Source organism: Formivibrio sp. oc-25 (genome assembly GCF_055810895.1).
In genome coordinates this window covers 16,981-33,570 of record NZ_JBVVOL010000005.1, presented here as the reverse complement: position 1 = coordinate 33,570, position 16,590 = coordinate 16,981, and the positions used below count along the sequence as shown (strand labels likewise).

Annotated in this window: 17 protein-coding genes; all 17 read left to right on the top strand. The window is 54.3% G+C overall.

Annotated elements, in window-relative coordinates:
• The first annotated feature begins 28 nt into the window (after positions 1 to 28).
• The 17 genes from rpoE (at position 29) to AC0KVQ_RS04615 (ending at position 16,583) form a co-directional block, all read left to right on the top strand.
• The gene (gene rpoE / locus AC0KVQ_RS04695) at positions 29 to 652 is read left to right on the top strand and encodes an RNA polymerase sigma factor RpoE (protein ID WP_473419974.1); all 624 of its coding nucleotides are present in this window, start codon (positions 29 to 31) and stop codon (positions 650 to 652) included.
• Between the two features lie 17 nt (positions 653 to 669).
• Complete coding sequence (locus AC0KVQ_RS04690; RefSeq protein ID WP_473419973.1) at positions 670 to 1,140, top strand: sigma-E factor negative regulatory protein; 471 nt, start codon at positions 670 to 672, stop codon at positions 1,138 to 1,140.
• A complete protein-coding gene (locus AC0KVQ_RS04685) occupies positions 1,141 to 2,121 on the top strand; it encodes a MucB/RseB C-terminal domain-containing protein (protein WP_473419972.1) in 981 nt (326 codons plus the stop codon).
• Positions 2,118 to 2,594 carry a SoxR reducing system RseC family protein gene (locus AC0KVQ_RS04680; RefSeq protein ID WP_473419971.1) on the top strand — a complete coding sequence of 159 codons (477 nt, stop codon included), beginning with the start codon at positions 2,118 to 2,120 and terminating at the stop codon, positions 2,592 to 2,594. The genes AC0KVQ_RS04685 and AC0KVQ_RS04680 overlap by 4 nt, the downstream gene beginning before the upstream one ends.
• 11 nt (positions 2,595 to 2,605) lie before the next feature.
• Entirely contained in the window at positions 2,606 to 4,009 is a 1,404-nt protein-coding gene (locus AC0KVQ_RS04675; RefSeq protein WP_473419970.1) for a DegQ family serine endoprotease, read from the top strand.
• Between the two features lie 7 nt (positions 4,010 to 4,016).
• The gene (locus AC0KVQ_RS04670) at positions 4,017 to 4,244 is read left to right on the top strand and encodes a glutaredoxin family protein (RefSeq protein WP_473419969.1); all 228 of its coding nucleotides are present in this window, start codon (positions 4,017 to 4,019) and stop codon (positions 4,242 to 4,244) included.
• 129 nt (positions 4,245 to 4,373) lie between these two features.
• Positions 4,374 to 6,167 carry a translation elongation factor 4 gene (gene lepA / locus AC0KVQ_RS04665; protein ID WP_473419968.1) on the top strand — a complete coding sequence of 598 codons (1,794 nt, stop codon included), beginning with the start codon at positions 4,374 to 4,376 and terminating at the stop codon, positions 6,165 to 6,167.
• A 9-nt stretch (positions 6,168 to 6,176) separates the two neighbouring features.
• The gene (lepB, locus tag AC0KVQ_RS04660; RefSeq protein ID WP_473419967.1) at positions 6,177 to 7,139 is read left to right on the top strand and encodes a signal peptidase I; all 963 of its coding nucleotides are present in this window, start codon (positions 6,177 to 6,179) and stop codon (positions 7,137 to 7,139) included.
• A 10-nt stretch (positions 7,140 to 7,149) separates the two neighbouring features.
• The gene (locus AC0KVQ_RS04655) at positions 7,150 to 7,518 is read left to right on the top strand and encodes a DUF4845 domain-containing protein (RefSeq protein ID WP_473419966.1); all 369 of its coding nucleotides are present in this window, start codon (positions 7,150 to 7,152) and stop codon (positions 7,516 to 7,518) included.
• 1 nt (position 7,519) lies between these two features.
• Positions 7,520 to 8,227, top strand: coding sequence for a ribonuclease III (gene rnc, locus AC0KVQ_RS04650; protein WP_473419965.1), 708 nt, complete (start codon positions 7,520 to 7,522; stop codon positions 8,225 to 8,227).
• Positions 8,224 to 9,147 carry a GTPase Era gene (era, locus tag AC0KVQ_RS04645; RefSeq protein WP_473419964.1) on the top strand — a complete coding sequence of 308 codons (924 nt, stop codon included), beginning with the start codon at positions 8,224 to 8,226 and terminating at the stop codon, positions 9,145 to 9,147. The genes rnc and era overlap by 4 nt, the downstream gene beginning before the upstream one ends.
• Before the next feature lie 18 nt (positions 9,148 to 9,165).
• Positions 9,166 to 9,894, top strand: coding sequence for a DNA repair protein RecO (gene recO, locus AC0KVQ_RS04640; RefSeq protein ID WP_473419963.1), 729 nt, complete (start codon positions 9,166 to 9,168; stop codon positions 9,892 to 9,894).
• 46 nt (positions 9,895 to 9,940) lie between these two features.
• Positions 9,941 to 10,663, top strand: coding sequence for a pyridoxine 5'-phosphate synthase (gene pdxJ, locus AC0KVQ_RS04635; RefSeq protein WP_473419962.1), 723 nt, complete (start codon positions 9,941 to 9,943; stop codon positions 10,661 to 10,663).
• Between the two features lie 106 nt (positions 10,664 to 10,769).
• On the top strand, positions 10,770 to 11,135 hold the full coding sequence (locus tag AC0KVQ_RS04630; RefSeq protein ID WP_473419961.1) for a SpoIIAA family protein: 366 nt from the start codon (positions 10,770 to 10,772) through the stop codon (positions 11,133 to 11,135).
• Positions 11,136 to 11,228: 93 nt separating this feature from the next.
• Positions 11,229 to 12,944 (top strand): hypothetical protein, encoded by a 1,716-nt coding sequence (locus tag AC0KVQ_RS04625; RefSeq protein ID WP_473419960.1) that lies wholly within the window; start codon positions 11,229 to 11,231, stop codon positions 12,942 to 12,944.
• Positions 12,945 to 13,333: 389 nt separating this feature from the next.
• Positions 13,334 to 15,706: a glycoside hydrolase family 3 protein gene (locus AC0KVQ_RS04620; protein ID WP_473419959.1), complete on the top strand. Its 2,373-nt coding sequence runs from the start codon at positions 13,334 to 13,336 to the stop codon at positions 15,704 to 15,706.
• A gap of 133 nt (positions 15,707 to 15,839) precedes the next feature.
• Positions 15,840 to 16,583, top strand: a complete 744-nt coding sequence (locus AC0KVQ_RS04615; RefSeq protein ID WP_473419958.1) for a tetratricopeptide repeat protein — start codon at positions 15,840 to 15,842, stop codon at positions 16,581 to 16,583.
• Positions 16,584 to 16,590 lie beyond the last annotated feature (7 nt).

Genomic DNA, 16,590 nt, shown 5'->3' with positions numbered 1-16,590 from the left:
CAAATATCCGTTTCGTTACACTTAACGCATGGAGTGTCTGTTGGAGACGCACACCGAACGCGATATTGACCAGGAGCTGGTCACGCGTGCACAGAATGGCGATAAAAAGGCTTTCGAGCTGCTGGTGGTGAAATACCAGCGCCGGATCGCGCGCCTGCTTTCGCGCCTGATCCGTGATCCGATTGAAATCGAAGATGTCACGCAAGAAGCCTTTATCAAGGCCTACCGTGCCTTGCCATCCTTTCGGGGCGAAAGTGCTTTCTATACCTGGCTGTACCGGATCGCCATCAATACCGCGAAGAATTATCTGGCCGCCAATGGTCGTCGACCTCAAATCGCCACCGGTTACGGCGAGGATGAGGATGAGTCTCTTGATGTGACGGAACAAATTCCGGATTTCAATACACCGGAATCTGAACTCTCGAACCGGCAGATTGTCTCTACGGTGAACGAGGTGGTTGACGGCTTGCCCGAAGAGCTGCGAGTCGCCATCACCTTGCGCGAAATGGATGGTTTGAGTTACGAAGACATCGCCAGCCTGATGAATTGCCCGATCGGGACGGTGCGTTCGCGGATTTTCCGCGCACGGGAAGCAATCGCTGCTAAATTGCGCCCGCTGCTGGAATCCGTGGGCAAGGACAAGCGCTGGTAAACGAGATGGATGTGAAAATGAGCAAAGAAAAACTTTCGGCACTGATGGATGGCGAGCTGGACCCATCCGAGCTTGATGCACTTCTCAAGGCCGTACGGGAAGATGACGCCTTGCTTGATGCCTGGAATGCCTGGCGCGCACCATTTGATGCGATCGAAGGTTGCCCATCCTGTTCTTCCCGGTTCATGCTGCGATTTTCTGCACGACTGTCTTCCGAGCCGGTTGTTGTGGCGCCGCGCGCCATGCGCCGCAAGCTGTCGCGCGGGCGCAAGATTCTGGTGCCGCTGACCATGGCTGCATCGGTGGCATTTGTCGGCGTAGCCGTCTGGCGCGTCAACGAACCCGCCCAGCCTGCCGCGGTACAGGTGGCGCAGGAAACCGAATCGACGCTGCGCGCCTATCTGGAGGCGCACCGTGCCAGCGATGGCAATCTGTTTGCCGAACGCGAGATTGTCCGGGCCAATTTTCAATCTGTTGAAGCGCGCTGAATGATGTTGCATCGCAATTTCTTGATGGGCTTGATGTTGCTGGCCGGTACTGCCGCGGCCGCGCCCCGGTTGTCCGATACCGAAGCATTGAAGTTTTTGGAACGCGTGGCGCGCGCGCCGACGATAACCTCGTTTCAGGGGGTCTATGTCCAGCAGCATGGCGAACATATCGAAAGCGTCGGTATCTGCCATGTAGTCGAAGGCGGCGTAGTGAGCGAGCGTCGGGAAATGCTGGATGGTCCGCCGCGTGAAATGATCCGACATGGCGACCAGGTCAGTGCCTATTTTGCCGAAGGCTCGCGCCTGAAGAGTTTCGATCCGCGCAACAATGGCCGGCTTTTCCCGCGCCTGCTGCCTGATAATCCGGCGGAAATCCTGCTCAATTACAACTTGCGGCGTGTGGGGCGTGAACGTGTGGCGGGCGTCGAGGCCGAGATCATCGATCTGGAGCCGCGTGATCGCATGCGTTACCCGCATCGATTGTGGGCGCATGTCGATAGTGGTTTGCTGTTGAAGGCCGCCACCCTGGGCTTCAAGCAGGAAGTCTATGATCTGTACGCTTTTTCCCAGTTGCAGATCGGCAATCATGTCGATCGCAGCAAACTCAAACCCGTCTATCCGGTACAGCCCTTGAGCGCTGAAAAGCCTGTAACGGCATCTGCGGCCCTGGCCGCGCAATGGGATGCCAAAACCGTTCCTTCCGGTTTTCGCATGATCCAGCAATCCCAGCGGACCTTGTCGGGCCGGACGCAGCCGGTATTGCACCATCTGTATTCCGATGGCATCACCACGGTTTCCGTGTTTGTCGAGCAGGTAACGGCCACTGAAGCCAAGGGCGGCGCCATGCGGCAAGGCGCACTTTCGGTTTATGGCTGGCGTGATGGAAATTTCCGTATCACAGCATTGGGCGAGGTGCCACCGGAGACCGTTGAATTGTTTGCCAAGGCTTATCGTTTGATTGAGAAACCGGCAGAAAAATGATTGAAAACGAAGCCGTTGTTATTCGCGTAGAACAGCAGCATGCGTGGGTAAAGATCCGTCCGCATACACCATGTGGCAGTTGCGACCCGGAAACGGGCTGCAAGACCGTGGCAATGACACGGCTGTTCCGGGGTGACAAACAGGAATTCTGTGTGAGTAATCCGCTGGATGCGCAGCCGGGCGATCTGGTGCGCGTGGCAGTGGCCGATGGCGTATTGCTGAAGAGCGCCATGCTGGGCTATGGCCTGCCCCTGGTTGGCCTCTTGGTCGGTGCTGCGATCGGGCAACTGGCTTATGCCCAGGTTCTGGGCGATTTTTCGGCATTGCTGGGTGCGGTGTTGGGCTGTGCTGCGGCAATGCTGTTTCTCAAGACTGGGCGCAAAAACCTGATGGCCGAGCCGGTGATCGTTTTCCGGCAAGAGCCGGGTTTGCCCATGCTTTCTTCCTGTAAAAACAAGTCAACTATTCGGTGAGGGTGAAAACCATGAAAAAATGGCTCATTGCCGGTCTTCTGGCATGTGGATTCATGGGTGCTGCACAAGCGGCACCGCAAGTACTGCCTGATTTCACGCAGCTGGTGGAAAAAGAAGGGCGGGCGGTGGTCAATATCTCCACGACCTCCGTTGTGCGCGATTCGGGCGGTGGGGCTGATGTCGACGAAGATACCCTGGAGTTTTTTCGCCGATTCGGTTTTCCGATTCCGCCGGGAATGGGGCGCGGTCAGCAACGTGAACGCCAGTCCCAATCGCTCGGATCAGGTTTTATCGTCGAGAGTAATGGTTACATCCTGACCAATGCGCATGTGGTGGCCGAGGCCAGCGAAATCACGGTCAAGCTGACCGACAAGCGTACGTTCAAGGCCAAGGTGATCGGTTCGGACGCACGTACCGATGTGGCATTGCTGAAAATTGAAGCCTCCGGCTTGCCCAAGGTCACGATCGGTGATGTGGATCGGCTCAGGGTGGGTGAATGGGTGGTTGCCATCGGCGCACCCTTTGGCCTGGAAAACACGGTAACGGCCGGTATCGTTTCAGCCAAGGGGCGCAATTTGCCGGATGAAAACTTCGTGCCGTTCATTCAAACCGATGCGGCCGTGAATCCCGGCAACTCCGGTGGCCCGCTGTTCAACCTCAATGGCGAGGTCATCGGCATCAATTCGCAGATCTATAGCCGCTCCGGCGGGTATATGGGGCTTTCGTTTGCCATTCCCATCGATGTGGCGATGAAAGTGGTGGATGAAATCAAGGTCCATGGCAAAGTCCAGCGCGCACGCATCGGCGTTACCATTCAGGATGTCAGCGAAGAATTGGCCAAGGCATTCGGCATGACCAAGCCGGCCGGCGCACTGGTCAATTCGGTTGAAGATGAGGGGCCGGCAGACAAGGGTGGAATCAAGGCTGGCGATATCATTCTGAAATTCAATGGCCGCAACGTGGCTTCCTCTTCCGATTTGCCTCGCCTGGTTTCAAGTGCCAAGCCTGGCAGCAAGGCTGCAATCCAGGTATGGCGCGACAAGAGAACCGTCGATCTTGCCGTGACGCTGGGTGAACTGGATCAGCCGGATCGAAGCAGTGCCGGTCGAGAATATCGTGGCGGGCAGCAATCCGATGATGGCGGCCGCTTTGGCATGTCCTTGCAGGAGTTGAATGCGCGTCAACTCAAGGACTTGGGGGTTCGTTTCGGTCTGCAGGTTGTTTCCTCTTCTGGCGCAGCAGCCAAATCCGGCATCATGCAAGGTGATGTGATCGTTGGCATCGGCAGCCAGGCGCTGACCAGCATGAACCAGCTCAAACAGCGCTTGGCCGCACTCAAGCCCAATGAAACCATCCCTTTGCGTGTTTTGCGTAACGGTCAGTCGCTGTTTCTGATTCTCAAGGCGCCGGAGTGATGCAGCCGTGCTGAAACTGTATGGCAGGGAGTACTGCAGTTTGTGTACCACGATGCGTGCGCAACTGACCAGCCAGAATCTGGCCGTGATGTGGATCGATATCGATGATGATCCGGCACTGGAAGAGCGTTTTGGCGATCTGGTGCCGGTGTTGGCCACAGCGGCCGGCCGCGAGATTTGCCACTACCACCTCGATCAGGCTGCGCTGGATGCGTATCTGGCTGATTTAAGCTAGAATTCGCGCCGATTGAACGCGCAAGGCTTGAATGAGCAGCAGCTTGTGTTGAACTTGAATCTGCTGCTCCTGCCTGCAGTTTGCGGGGCACGCATGACGTGCCCCTTTTATTGTTTCTGAAGAGTTTCAATGGATCACATTCGCAATTTCTCCATCATCGCCCACATCGACCACGGCAAGAGCACGCTGGCTGACCGCTTTATCCAGTATTGCGGTGGCCTGGATATGCGCGAGATGAGTGAGCAGGTGCTCGATTCGATGGATATCGAAAAAGAGCGCGGTATCACGATCAAGGCGCAGACAGCCGCCCTGCAGTACAAGGCGCGCGATGGCAAGGTTTACAACCTGAACCTGATCGATACTCCCGGACACGTCGATTTCAGCTATGAAGTCAGTCGTTCGCTGGCCGCCTGTGAAGGCGCTCTGCTGGTAGTCGACGCCTCGCAGGGCGTTGAAGCCCAGACCGTGGCGAACTGCTATACGGCCATCGAGCAAGGTGTCGAAGTGGTGCCCGTACTCAACAAGATTGACCTGCCAGCGGCTGATCCCGAGCGTGTGATCGAAGAGATCGAGGACATCATTGGTATCGATGCAATGGAAGCCGTGCGTGCTTCCGCCAAGACCGGTCTGGGTGTCGAGGATATTCTTGAGGCCGTGGTCAACCAGATTCCTGCACCTCGGGGGAATCCGGATGGCCCGCTCAAGGCATTGATCATCGATTCCTGGTTCGACAACTATGTTGGCGTGGTCATGCTGGTGCGGGTGGTGGATGGTGAGCTTCGTCCGAAGGACAAGATCCTGTTCATGTCCACCAAGGCGCAGCATCTGTGTGAGCAGGTCGGTGTGTTCACGCCGAAATCCGTACAGCGTGAAGTGCTGCGCGCGGGCGAAGTGGGCTTTGTGATTGCCGGTATCAAGGAAATCGCCAGTGCCAAGGTCGGGGATACGATCACGCTGGTGCAAAAGCCGGCATCCGAATCACTGCCAGGCTTCAAGGAGGTGAAATCCCAGGTGTTCGCTGGCCTCTACCCGGTGGAGAGCCACGATTATGAAAACCTGCGCGATAGCCTGGAAAAGCTCAAGCTCAACGATGCCAGCCTGCATTACGAACCGGAAGTCTCCCAGGCACTGGGTTTTGGTTTCCGTTGTGGCTTTCTTGGCCTTTTGCATCTTGAAATCGTGCAGGAACGCCTGGAGCGTGAGTTCGACATGGATCTCATCACCACGGCGCCGACCGTGGTGTATGAAGTCGTGATGCGCGATGGCACCATCCTTGAAGTGGAAAATCCATCCAAGCTGCCGGAATCCCAGAAAATCGAAGAGATCCGCGAGCCGATCATTACTGCCACGATTCTGGTGCCGCAGGATTACGTCGGTTCGGTGATTACCCTGTGTAATCAGAAGCGTGGCAATCAGATCAATATGCAATACATGGGCCGTCAAGTCATGCTGACCTACGATCTGCCAATGGCAGAAGTGGTGATGGATTTCTTCGACAAGCTGAAATCCGTATCCCGCGGCTATGCCTCGCTTGATTACGAATTCAAGGAATTCCGTGCGGCCGATCTGGTCAAGCTCGATGTGCTGGTGAACGGCGATCGGGTCGATGCCTTGTCATTGATCATCCATACCCTGTCGGCACGCTATCGTGGTCGTGAATTGGTCGCCAAGATGCGTGAACTGATTCCGCGCCAGATGTATGACGTGGCTATCCAGGCTGCAATTGGCAGTACCATCATTGCCCGGGAAAACGTCAAGGCGATGCGCAAGGACGTGCTGGCCAAGTGCTATGGCGGCGACATTAGCCGCAAGCGCAAGTTGCTGGAAAAGCAGAAGGCAGGCAAGAAGCGGATGAAGCAGGTTGGCAATGTGGAGATTCCGCAGGAAGCCTTCCTTGCCATCCTGCAGGTTTCTGACAAATAAAGGAATTGCATGAATAACTGGTTGCTGATTGGCATTGCTGCATTGATCGTCGGGCCGGTATTGATCGGCATGGGTAGCAAGCAGGCACGCAAGGGCGATGAGCCGCCCCAGTTGGTGCAATATGGCTATCTGGCCGTGGTCATCGGTGCCTTTGTGCTGTTGGTGCAGTTTTTTTCAATCGCGGCGGCCATGCTGGTATTCGTGCTGGTATCGGGGGCGATCTGGGGGCTGGATCGTTTTGTCTGGGCCAAGAAACGTGAGGAAGCGCTGGCGCCGGATTGGGTCGAATATGGCCGCAGTTTCTTTCCGGTTATTCTGGTCGTCTTCGTGCTGCGATCCTTCGTGGCAGAGCCGTTCCAGATTCCATCTTCCTCGATGCGTCCTGGGCTGGTGGTGGGTGACTTTATCCTGGTCAACAAGTTTTCCTACGGCGTCCGCACGCCGATCGGCAACAAGGTCATGATTCCGCTAGGCCAGCCGGAGCATGGTGATGTGATGGTGTTCAGCTATCCGGAAAATCCCTCGATCAGCTATATCAAGCGCGTGGTCGGATTGCCGGGCGATACCGTCAGCTATCATCGCAAGCGGCTGACCGTGAATGGCAAGCCGGTCAAGACCGAATCTGCCGGCGAGCATATTTACTTCGAGCAAAGTGTCGAGCCGGTTATCAATCGCCAATATACGGAAACATTCGGCAAGCATCGTTATCAGGTGCTGGAGGTGCCGCAGCAGCCGCCTTTCATTCTGTCGGGCATTTCTGATTTTCCGAATCGCGAAAATTGCCGCTATGATGAAGACGGGTTTACCTGCAAGGTACCGCAGGGCCATTATTTCATGATGGGCGACAATCGTGACCATAGTGCCGATAGCCGTTACTGGGGCTTCGTGCCTGACAAGTATGTAGTCGGCAAGGCATTTCTGGTATGGCTTAATATCAGACAGCCTGGTCGTATCGGAACCAGCATCGAGTAAGGGATAGCGCATGAAACAACAACGAGGCTTGTCGTTTTTCGGCTTTATCATCGTGGCCGTATTCGTTGCGGCCGCGGCAATCGTCGGCTTCAAGGTCGTACCGGCCTATACGCAGTATTTCAGCGTCAAGTCGACCATTACCCGGCTGGCCAAGGAAAGTGCCGGTGTGCCGCCTGCTGCCATTCGTGAATCATTTACGAAAAGTGCGGAAATTGGGTACATCACCGATGTGGATGCCAGAGATCTCCAGATTACCCAGATTGGTGGCACAACCCGGATTTCGGTGCAGTATGAAAAGGTGGTTCCGGTCGTTGCCAATGTCAGCCTGTTGTTCGATTTCAATATCGACGAGTCTTCCGGCAAATCCGTAGGGGAATAAATTGTCTGTTGTATTGCCTGCCGAGCGCCTGGAAAAGGCGCTCGGTTATTCATTTGTGGAGCGCCAACGACTCAAGCAGGCGCTTACCCACAGAAGCTTTTCCTCCCTGCATAACGAGCGCATCGAGTTTGTCGGTGACGGCATTCTCAATGCCCTGGTGGCGCGCGCGCTTTTTCTGACTTTTCCGCAGATGCCGGAAGGAGAGCTCTCGCGTACCCGTGCGTCATTGGTCTGCCAGGATGCCTTGGCTCAAGTAGCGACATCGCTCAATCTTGGCGAATACCTGTCGCTGGGCGAAGGGGAATTAAAAAGCGGTGGGCACAAGCGCCCATCCATTCTGGCGGATGCGCTGGAAGCCGTACTGGGTGCGATCTGGCTGGATGGCGGATTCGCAGCGGTCGAACAGGTGGTCAACCGCTTGTTTGCCGAACGCATTGCGGCGATTGATCCAAAGGTAGGGACCAAAGATCCCAAAACGGCATTGCAGGAATGGCTGCAGGCACGCAAATATCCGCTGCCTCTTTATGCCATCTTGCGCCAGGAAGGCGAATCGCCGGATCAAATCTTCGAGGTCAGTTGTTGCGTGACCGATGAATCGATCATGACACGAGCCGAAGGGCCGAGTCGTCGGGCCGCCGAACAACTGGCAGCGGCGGAAGCCCTGCGTTTACTGATTTCGCGCCACCCCGGCAAAGGAAAGAAAAAATGAATGAACTGGAAGAAGTAGGCGCGGAAGAATTTCGCTGTGGCTTTGTAGCGATTGTTGGCCGCCCCAATGTCGGCAAATCAACTTTGTTGAATCATCTGATTGGCCAGAAGCTTAGCATCACCTCGCGCAAGGCGCAGACTACGCGCCATCGTATCACCGGTGTATTGACGACCGATGCCGCACAGTTTGTTTTTGTCGATACCCCGGGCTTTCAGACCAAGTATCGCAATGCCTTGAATCAGGCGATGAATCGCAGCGTGACCACTACGTTGGCCGATGTCGATGTCGTGCTGTTTGTGGTGGAAGCGGGCCGCTTTACCGCTGCGGACGAGGAAGTGCTCAAGCTCTTGCCCAAGTCGCGACCAGTTTTGCTGGTGATCAACAAGATGGATGAACTGGCGGATAAGTCGGCCATGTTGCCTTTTGTCGAACAGATGTCCAAGCGCTTTGACTTCCACGCGATTGTCCCGGTTTCAGCCCAGCGTAAACTCAAACTGGACGTGCTGATGCAGGCAGTTGAACCATTGCTGCCGGAATCGGTGCCTTTATTTGACGAAGACCAGATTACCGATCGCAACGAGCGTTTCCTGGCCGCCGAAATCATCCGGGAAAAGATTTTCCGCTTGTTGGGCGATGAATTGCCCTATGCCATGACGGTTGAAATCGAGCAGTTCGAAGAAGAAATGCTCAAGGATGGCCGGGAATTGCGCCGTATCCATGCTGCCGTACTGGTTGATCGCGACAGCCAGAAAGCGATCCTGATCGGCAAGAATGGAGAAAAACTCAAGCGTATCGGCACCGATGCACGACTGGATATGGAAAAACTGTTTGATGCCAAGGTGCACCTCGAAATCTGGGTCAAGGTGAAGAGCGGCTGGGCGGATGATACCCGGCTGATCCGGCAATTTGGTTACGAATAAGCGCATTGCATATCTTTCGTGGCCAAGCCCAAAACTGCTCGTATTGATGCCCAGCCGGCATTTATCCTGCATCAATACCCGTATCGGGAAACCAGCCGGCTGCTCGAGGTGTTCAGCCGTGATCATGGCCGGATTGCCCTGGTGGCACGTGGCGTGCAGCGACCGGGCTCGCAGCTGCGGGCGGTGTTGCTGGGTTTCCAGCCGGTTGTGCTTTCCTGGTTTGGTGCCGGCGAGGTCAAGACTCTGCACAGTGCAGAATGGCAGGGCGGAATTCCCCAATTAACAGGATTGCCGCTGTTGTGCGGGTTTTATCTGAATGAATTGCTGCTGCGCCTGCTGCCACGGGAAGAGGCGCATGCCAAACTGTTTGCCGCTTATTATGAGGCGATGCGTGATCTGGCTTTTGCCAGTCGAAGTGGCCCATCCATCGAACGTGTGCTGCGCAATTTCGAGCGGCAACTTCTGCAGGAAACCGGTTATGGTCCGGACTGGGCACGAACCAGCAGCGGCGAAATGGTTCTGGCCGAGTGCTCCTATGGATTCATGCCAGGGCAGGGGATTGTAGCGCCACGCAGCGATTTGCCAGTTTTTGATGGACATTTCCTGCTGGCGTTCGCGCAGGGCGAACTGGAAGATGAAAAAGCCTTGGTGCAGGCAAAATCGCTGATGCGCCAGGTGTTTGCCGCCATCTTCGGCGATGAGTTGCTGCATACCCGGCAGCTTTTGCTGGATTTGCAGAAGTTGTAGGTTCTTTTGACGCTTGCCGTTTACGGCCAATTAGGACAAGAAAACCATGATCAAACTTGGTGTCAATATCGACCATGTGGCAACGCTGCGCAATGCGCGCGGGACTGCGTATCCCAGCCCGATTCTGGCTGCGCAATTGGCTGAACAGGCAGGCGCAGACCTCATCACGCTGCACCTGCGGGAAGACCGGCGACATATTCGCGATGAAGATGTGAAGCTGATCCGCTCGGTCATCCAGACCCGCATGAACCTGGAAATGGCGCTAACCCCGGAAATGCTGGCCCATGCGCTGGATGTCATGCCGCACGATGTCTGTATCGTGCCGGAGCGGCGCGAGGAGGTGACGACGGAGGGCGGTCTGGATGTCAAACGCTACTACGATCAGGTCGCAGAATATACGCAGAAACTCATGGCTGCCGGAATCCGTGTTTCCATTTTCATCGATCCTGATCCGGAGCAGATCACGCTGGCACAGCGGGCCGGTGCGCCGGTAATCGAAATACATACCGGCCGCTATGCCGATGCCACCAGCCCAGCTGAACAGGATGCGGAATTCAGACGCGTGCGCTTGGCTGCCGAATTTGGCGCATCGCTGGGTTTGATCGTGAATGCCGGTCATGGACTGAATTACCATAATGTGCAGCCTGTCGCTGCGATCCCGCAGTTGAGCGAACTCAATATTGGCCATGCCATCATTGGTCGTGCTGTTTTCGTTGGGCTGGAGCAGGCCGTCAAGGAAATGCGTCGCCTGATGCTGCAAGCACGTTAACGCGGGTTTCCCGGGATACTCTGGCGCAAAATGCTGTCAAACCGGCCAGACGGCTTCTATGCTGAATCATGCAGATGGCAAGTTTTTCAACGGAGAGGAGTGCACCATGATTACCCTTGCTCAGGAAAAAAACTATTACCATGCTGTTGTCCTGGATGAATTCACGCTGCAGGATTTTCGTGAATTCGAGCAGCACGTTGTTTATGCATCGCGTTTCGAAGGGCCAGTCCGTATCCTGCTCGATCTACGGGAAATGGCAGGCTATACGATCGATATGGCTATGGAAGAGGTAAGATTTTCAAAAGAACATCGTCAGGATATTGAGAAAATTGCTATTGTAACGAGTGACCAATGGGTCACTTGGTCTGCCTGGCTGACCCGTCTGATCACCGAGGCAGAAATACAGGTGTTTGAAGATGTTGACGATGCCCAGTCCTGGTTATTGGAGACAGCGACTGCCGGAGCACCGTAAGCGCCTGCTCATAGTCTGTTGCGAGAGACCTTGAGCAGGGTATCGACGCAGGATTATGAACAGGTTCCAAGTACCATATATGAGTAATGTCTGATGCTTGACAGAATTTCCTCTTTGCTCAATCGCAAGAAAACACCTTTCGCAGGGCTCAAAGCTAGCCAGGCTTGGTGGCATGCACTGGGTGAGAGGGATGCGGCAACTCAACTGCAGCAGGTACAGCAGGCAATCTCTGCCCACTTCGTGCCGGAAAGACAATTCTCCCGGGAGGAGCTCGAATCCCTGCTCTGGCTCGATGCAGTAGTCCAACCGGCGCTGGATGCGGTGTGTTACCAATACGTATCCAATCCGCGCATGCCCAAGGAGACAGAGCGCAAAATCTGGCGTGAAGTGAGCGATTTTTGTGCCTGTCTGGTTCAGGCGTATGAGTGTTTTATCCGCGCAGAGGATGATCCTGCCAGTAACTGCGCAAAAGATCTGTCACTGATGCTTGCTCGCGCACTGCGCTATGTGGCAATCCAGACAAAATGGCATTATTTTCGATTCGAAAAGGTTCCTTCCCGCTTATGGAAGCAGGCCAGCCAGTATTATCGGCTGGCGGAGATCGGCGGTTTCGACTGTAATCCTCTCTATCTCTACCGGGAAATTTCCGATCAGGTCAGCAGCTGTGCAGATGAATATCTGCAGATGTTGATGCTTGCCACCTTATCCAGCAATAACCTGACGGTCGCCCAGATTTATGCGGTTGATCAATGGCTGGAAAATTGGTCAAAGCTGTTGCAGCTGGAGCGTACCTTCAATCCGGATATCCATCATTACCGCGTTGCGCTCAATGATCCTTCCGGACCGCAAAAAATCACGCATCAATCCGCTGAGGAAGGCTATCGCTTCTGGGGTATTGAAAGCCTGGTTTGTGAAGTTCGTAAAATGCTGGCATGCATGGATGCGGGTGAATCGCCCAAAACACTTGGATTGGGAACCACGCTGTCCTCGATCGCTGTCGCCGAATTGCTCCGGCATCTGGATACGTTCTGGAGCATGGGTATGCGCAATGCCCTGATTCCGCGCAATCCTCGCGTCAAAGTCAATCGATCGATCAATGTGCTTCGTGGTCTGGACAACATCTTTGCCGCAGTAAAGGAAGACAACGATCGTCATAACAAGCAGAACAGCTCAACGGATGGCTCACTGCATGCTGCTTATGACGAAATCGTCGATATGCGCTTGTATGGTTTTGTTTCGAGTCGAACCCGTACCAAGCAGGCAAATGCCCCTTATGTACTGCAGGCCCGCGACAACGAATCTGCGGTGACTTGGGAAGTTGATAACGAAAGCATTGGCGGATTGGGTGCAACGCTCGATTTCCAGAAGAATGAGTGGGCCAGACCGGGCGCTCTGGTTGCGTTGCGTACCAGTCGTGAAGATGGCTGGAAAGTGGCTGTGTTGCGCCGTATCAATCGGCTGAGTGAAGAGCGTCTGTATGCGGGTATTCAGGTGCTCGCCTCCACACCCGTCAGTGTTACCCTGCTGGCAGAAGGTGAAGAACGGATGGATAAAATCACCGTTACCGAGATTGGCTACGGTGGCCAGTTCGAGCTGCCCGATGCCAGAATGGCAGTGTACTTGCCGCATAAAATCGACAATTCGCTGGTTAACACCCTGATCATGCGACCTGCAGATTATGGTCAATCGCGCATTTACCAGGTACGTGCCCATGGCAAATCCTTTTACGTGAGTATTGGTAACGTACTGGAAAAAGGCAGTGACTGGATCTGGGTGGTGGTCAATGTCTTGCGGCAGGAAAAGGGTTGAGCCTGCCTGTCGCAGCCCCATCAGTTTGATGTTCTCTCCATCGCCCTGGCTGTCTGGAATAAAGCCGCGATATCCCCTCGCACAAGTCTACGCATTGTTCATGGTTTTTTTCTGAAGCGACTTCTCCGCAAGCCGTTCAATTTCTTGTCGCATGATCTGTTGTCTACATGCCCAATGCATTCCATGTGAGTGGTAGTGGCTGGCTCATGTTGTTCAACATTATGAATGTAAAGGAATAATTTTTACTCATTCCCATTTGGGTATGCCGATAAATATAAATGGCATTGGATGTGTTCAGAACTTCTCCTGATGATTATGTTGCTGTCAGTTAGTAACTACAACTCTGACGGAAATGTGGCCAGCTTTTAACCAGGTTGGCTATCCGAGGAATGACAGGAGGAGTTTTGAGAATGAGGATGCAATATCCCCCCAAAAAGATCGTGATTGCGATGGCTCTTGCATTGGCCAGCGGGTCGATGCTGGTCGCATGTGGTGGCGGCGATGGTGATGTCGCTGCAGCAACACCTGCAGATCCCAACGCACAGGCACTGTATACCAGCCAGCCGGCGAGTCTTGCAGAAGGTGTGGCGCTGCGTGCAGATGCTTCACAATATTCCACACTGCCAGATGGAACCGCAGCCAAGCCGTTGATTACCAAGGATGGCTTGTCGTTCAAGGATCTGAACAATAACGGTAGTCTGGATGTATATGAAGACTGGCGCCAGCCAGTCGATGCCCGTGTCGATAACCTGATCAGCCAGATGACGATCGAGGAAAAGGCCGGCATGATGCTGATCGATACCCTGAATGCTGGATGTCACGGTGAAGTGACTCCGACTGCAGTAGGGTTTATCGGCACACAGAAGATGAATCGCTTTATCCTGCGTTCGGTGGCGAATGCTACTGCCTCCACCTGTAACTCTGGTGACTCCCCAACAGGTGCATTGGCCCGTTCTGGCTTCGTTGTGACTCCGCAGGAGTTAGCCAAGTTCTCCAACGCGATCCAGGCCATGGCTGAAGGTACTCGCCTTGGTATTCCGGCTGTTTTCAAGGATAACGCGCGTAACCATGTTGAGGCTGATCCGCGCTTCGGTATTGGTGCTGGTGCCGGTGCATTTACCCAGTTCCCGAAAGAGGCAGGTATCGCTGCTGCCGCGCTGGGCGAACAGTTCCTGAAGGAAGGCAAGGCTACCACTGGCGACATGTCGGTAATCAAGACTTTCTCCGAAGTGATGGGGCCGGAATACAACGCAGTCGGTCTGCGTGCAATGTATGGCTATATGGCCGACCTTGCGACCGAACCACGCTGGTATCGTGTTCATGAAACCTTTACTGAAGATGCTGATCTGAATGCCAACATCATGCGGGCACTGGTCGAAGGTCTGCAGGGCGGTCCGATTAATCCCATGACTGCTGTTGCAATGACCATGAAGCATTTCCCGGGTGGTGGCCCACAAGAGCTGGGGATGGATCCGCACTATTCGTTTGGCAAGAATCAGGTCTATCCGGGCAACAACTTTGGTTATCACCTCAAGCCGTTCATCGCTGCGATCAACGCCGGTGTGTCATCGATCATGCCGTACTACGGTGTTCCAATTAATGTGACCTATGAAGGGGTCAAGTACGACCAGGTCGGCTTTGCTTTCTCGCAGCAGATCGTGACGGATCTTCTGCGCGGCAAGCTGGGCTTCAACGGTTATGTGAACTCCGACACGGGCGTTATTGAAACTCGAGCATGGGGTTTGGAAGGTAAAACCGTTGACCAGCGCGTTGCTGCTGCAATCAATGGTGGTACAGAAACCCTGTCTGGCTTCAACAAAAATTCCGTGATCACGAATCTGGTGAATCAGGGATTGATCAGTGAGGCCCGCGTCGACGAAGCGGTGAAGCGCATGCTGCGTGAGCAGTTCCGTCTTGGTCTGTTCGAGAATCCGTACGTTGATGCCAGCCAAGCAAGCTCGGTCATTGGTAAGGCAGAGAGCGTTGCCAAGGGCTTGGATATTCAGAAGAAGTCGATCGTCCTTCTTGATAACAAGGCCAAGGTTCTACCGCTGCAATCGGGCGCCAAGGTTTACACCATGGGGATGGACAAGGCAACGGTTGAAGGCTACGGCTATACGGTTACCGACGGCAACTATACTGCAGGCTCAACAACTCGTCCGAGTGCTGCTGGTAACGATGTGGCAGTGATCCGCGTGCTGGTCAAGGATGCAAGTGCTGCCTACGCCAGTAAAGATACGAATACCGGTGCTAATCCGCTTTATCTGAACCCACTTACAGGCAAGACTTGGGGAAGTGAAGACCCTTGTGTAATGTACCCGACCATTAATACAACCTGTGCGGAAAGCTCATCATTGTTCTTCGGCGGCGCGTTGCCGTGGCACATTGGCGATATCACCTTTACTGGCATGGCTGCACAATCGTCACGCACGATGTATCCGACACTGGCCGACATCAAGGCGATTGCTGCAGAAGTTGGTGGTTGGGACAAGGTGGTGCTGAGTGTCTACTTCCGTGCTCCGTATGTCATGGACGATGAAAGTGGCCTGAAGAATGCCGGGGCCATCATGGCAACCTTCGGTGTAACCGATAAGGCAATGATGGAAGTTGTGTCCGGCAAGTTCACACCTCAAGGCAAGTTGCCGTTCGCATTGCCGAAGACCTATCGTTCTGTATACGAGAACATGTCTGATGTGCCTGGCTATGACGAAACATCCGACGGTGCGTTGTACAAGTTCGGGTACGGCATGAACAGCTTCTAAGCAAAACTGCTTCACTACCTGTCCGGCTTGAATGGGCCGGACAGGTTTCATACCTGCTTTGACAAAAAGCGGGGTTGCATGAATCCGCTTTTTCTGTCTGTGCCACCGGGTAAGGTTGCTTGAGTATCCGGGTATGGATCAGTTTCAAAGATATATTTTGGAGATTTACACCATGGCTTTCTCCACTCGCATCGTTGTTCCAATATTGTTTGTATCGCTTGTTTCAGCGTACAGCCAGGCTGGATTGAACGAGGGCTTGACTGCCTATGCCAAAGCCGATTATTCGGTGGCATTGAAGACCTTGCAGCCCTTGGCTGAAAAAGGGGATGGCAAGGCACAAAACCTGATCGGGAAAATGTATTACCTGGGCCAGGGTGTTGCGAAGGATCAGGCCAAGGGTGCACAGTGGTTCCGCAAGGCCGCCGAGAATGGTGTGCCGGAAGCGCAGGGTATGCTGGGTTACATGCATCTCGTTGGTGAGGCAGGTGCACTGCTGGATATGGGCTTGGCGCAGGAGTGGATGACCAAGGCTGCAAATGGCGGTGATGTGGGCGCTCAGTACAATCTTGGTGTGATGTATGGTGGTAACGGCGTCAAGGAAGATCCACCCAAGGCGGCATACTGGATGCGCAAGGCCGCCGAGCAGGGACATAAATTTGCATTAAGCAATCTGGCCTTGATGTATCGGGAAGGCAAGGGCGTGGCTAAGGATCTGACTGTGGCTCATATGATGTACGGTCTTTCCGGCAAGGCTGGAAATATTGATGCACTCAAAATCCAGAAAGAAATTTCAGCAAAAATGTCATCATCCCAAATTAGGAAATCGAACAAATTGGCAGAAAGCTGGAAGATTGGTGCTGCCTTGCCGGTTCGATAGCTGAATA

What these genes read in the sequence shown, in the direction of transcription:
- rpoE (WP_473419974.1), top strand. Translation starts at nt 29, where the DNA reads ATGGAGTGTCTGTTGGAGACGCACACCGAACGCGATATTGACCAGGAG.
- AC0KVQ_RS04690 (WP_473419973.1), top strand. Translation starts at nt 670, where the DNA reads ATGAGCAAAGAAAAACTTTCGGCACTGATGGATGGCGAGCTGGACCCA.
- AC0KVQ_RS04685 (WP_473419972.1), top strand. Translation starts at nt 1,141, where the DNA reads ATGATGTTGCATCGCAATTTCTTGATGGGCTTGATGTTGCTGGCCGGT.
- AC0KVQ_RS04680 (WP_473419971.1), top strand. Translation starts at nt 2,118, where the DNA reads ATGATTGAAAACGAAGCCGTTGTTATTCGCGTAGAACAGCAGCATGCG.
- AC0KVQ_RS04675 (WP_473419970.1), top strand. Translation starts at nt 2,606, where the DNA reads ATGAAAAAATGGCTCATTGCCGGTCTTCTGGCATGTGGATTCATGGGT.
- lepA (WP_473419968.1), top strand. Translation starts at nt 4,374, where the DNA reads ATGGATCACATTCGCAATTTCTCCATCATCGCCCACATCGACCACGGC.
- lepB (WP_473419967.1), top strand. Translation starts at nt 6,177, where the DNA reads ATGAATAACTGGTTGCTGATTGGCATTGCTGCATTGATCGTCGGGCCG.
- AC0KVQ_RS04655 (WP_473419966.1), top strand. Translation starts at nt 7,150, where the DNA reads ATGAAACAACAACGAGGCTTGTCGTTTTTCGGCTTTATCATCGTGGCC.
- era (WP_473419964.1), top strand. Translation starts at nt 8,224, where the DNA reads ATGAATGAACTGGAAGAAGTAGGCGCGGAAGAATTTCGCTGTGGCTTT.
- pdxJ (WP_473419962.1), top strand. Translation starts at nt 9,941, where the DNA reads ATGATCAAACTTGGTGTCAATATCGACCATGTGGCAACGCTGCGCAAT.
- AC0KVQ_RS04630 (WP_473419961.1), top strand. Translation starts at nt 10,770, where the DNA reads ATGATTACCCTTGCTCAGGAAAAAAACTATTACCATGCTGTTGTCCTG.
- AC0KVQ_RS04625 (WP_473419960.1), top strand. Translation starts at nt 11,229, where the DNA reads ATGCTTGACAGAATTTCCTCTTTGCTCAATCGCAAGAAAACACCTTTC.
- AC0KVQ_RS04620 (WP_473419959.1), top strand. Translation starts at nt 13,334, where the DNA reads ATGACAGGAGGAGTTTTGAGAATGAGGATGCAATATCCCCCCAAAAAG.
- AC0KVQ_RS04615 (WP_473419958.1), top strand. Translation starts at nt 15,840, where the DNA reads ATGGATCAGTTTCAAAGATATATTTTGGAGATTTACACCATGGCTTTC.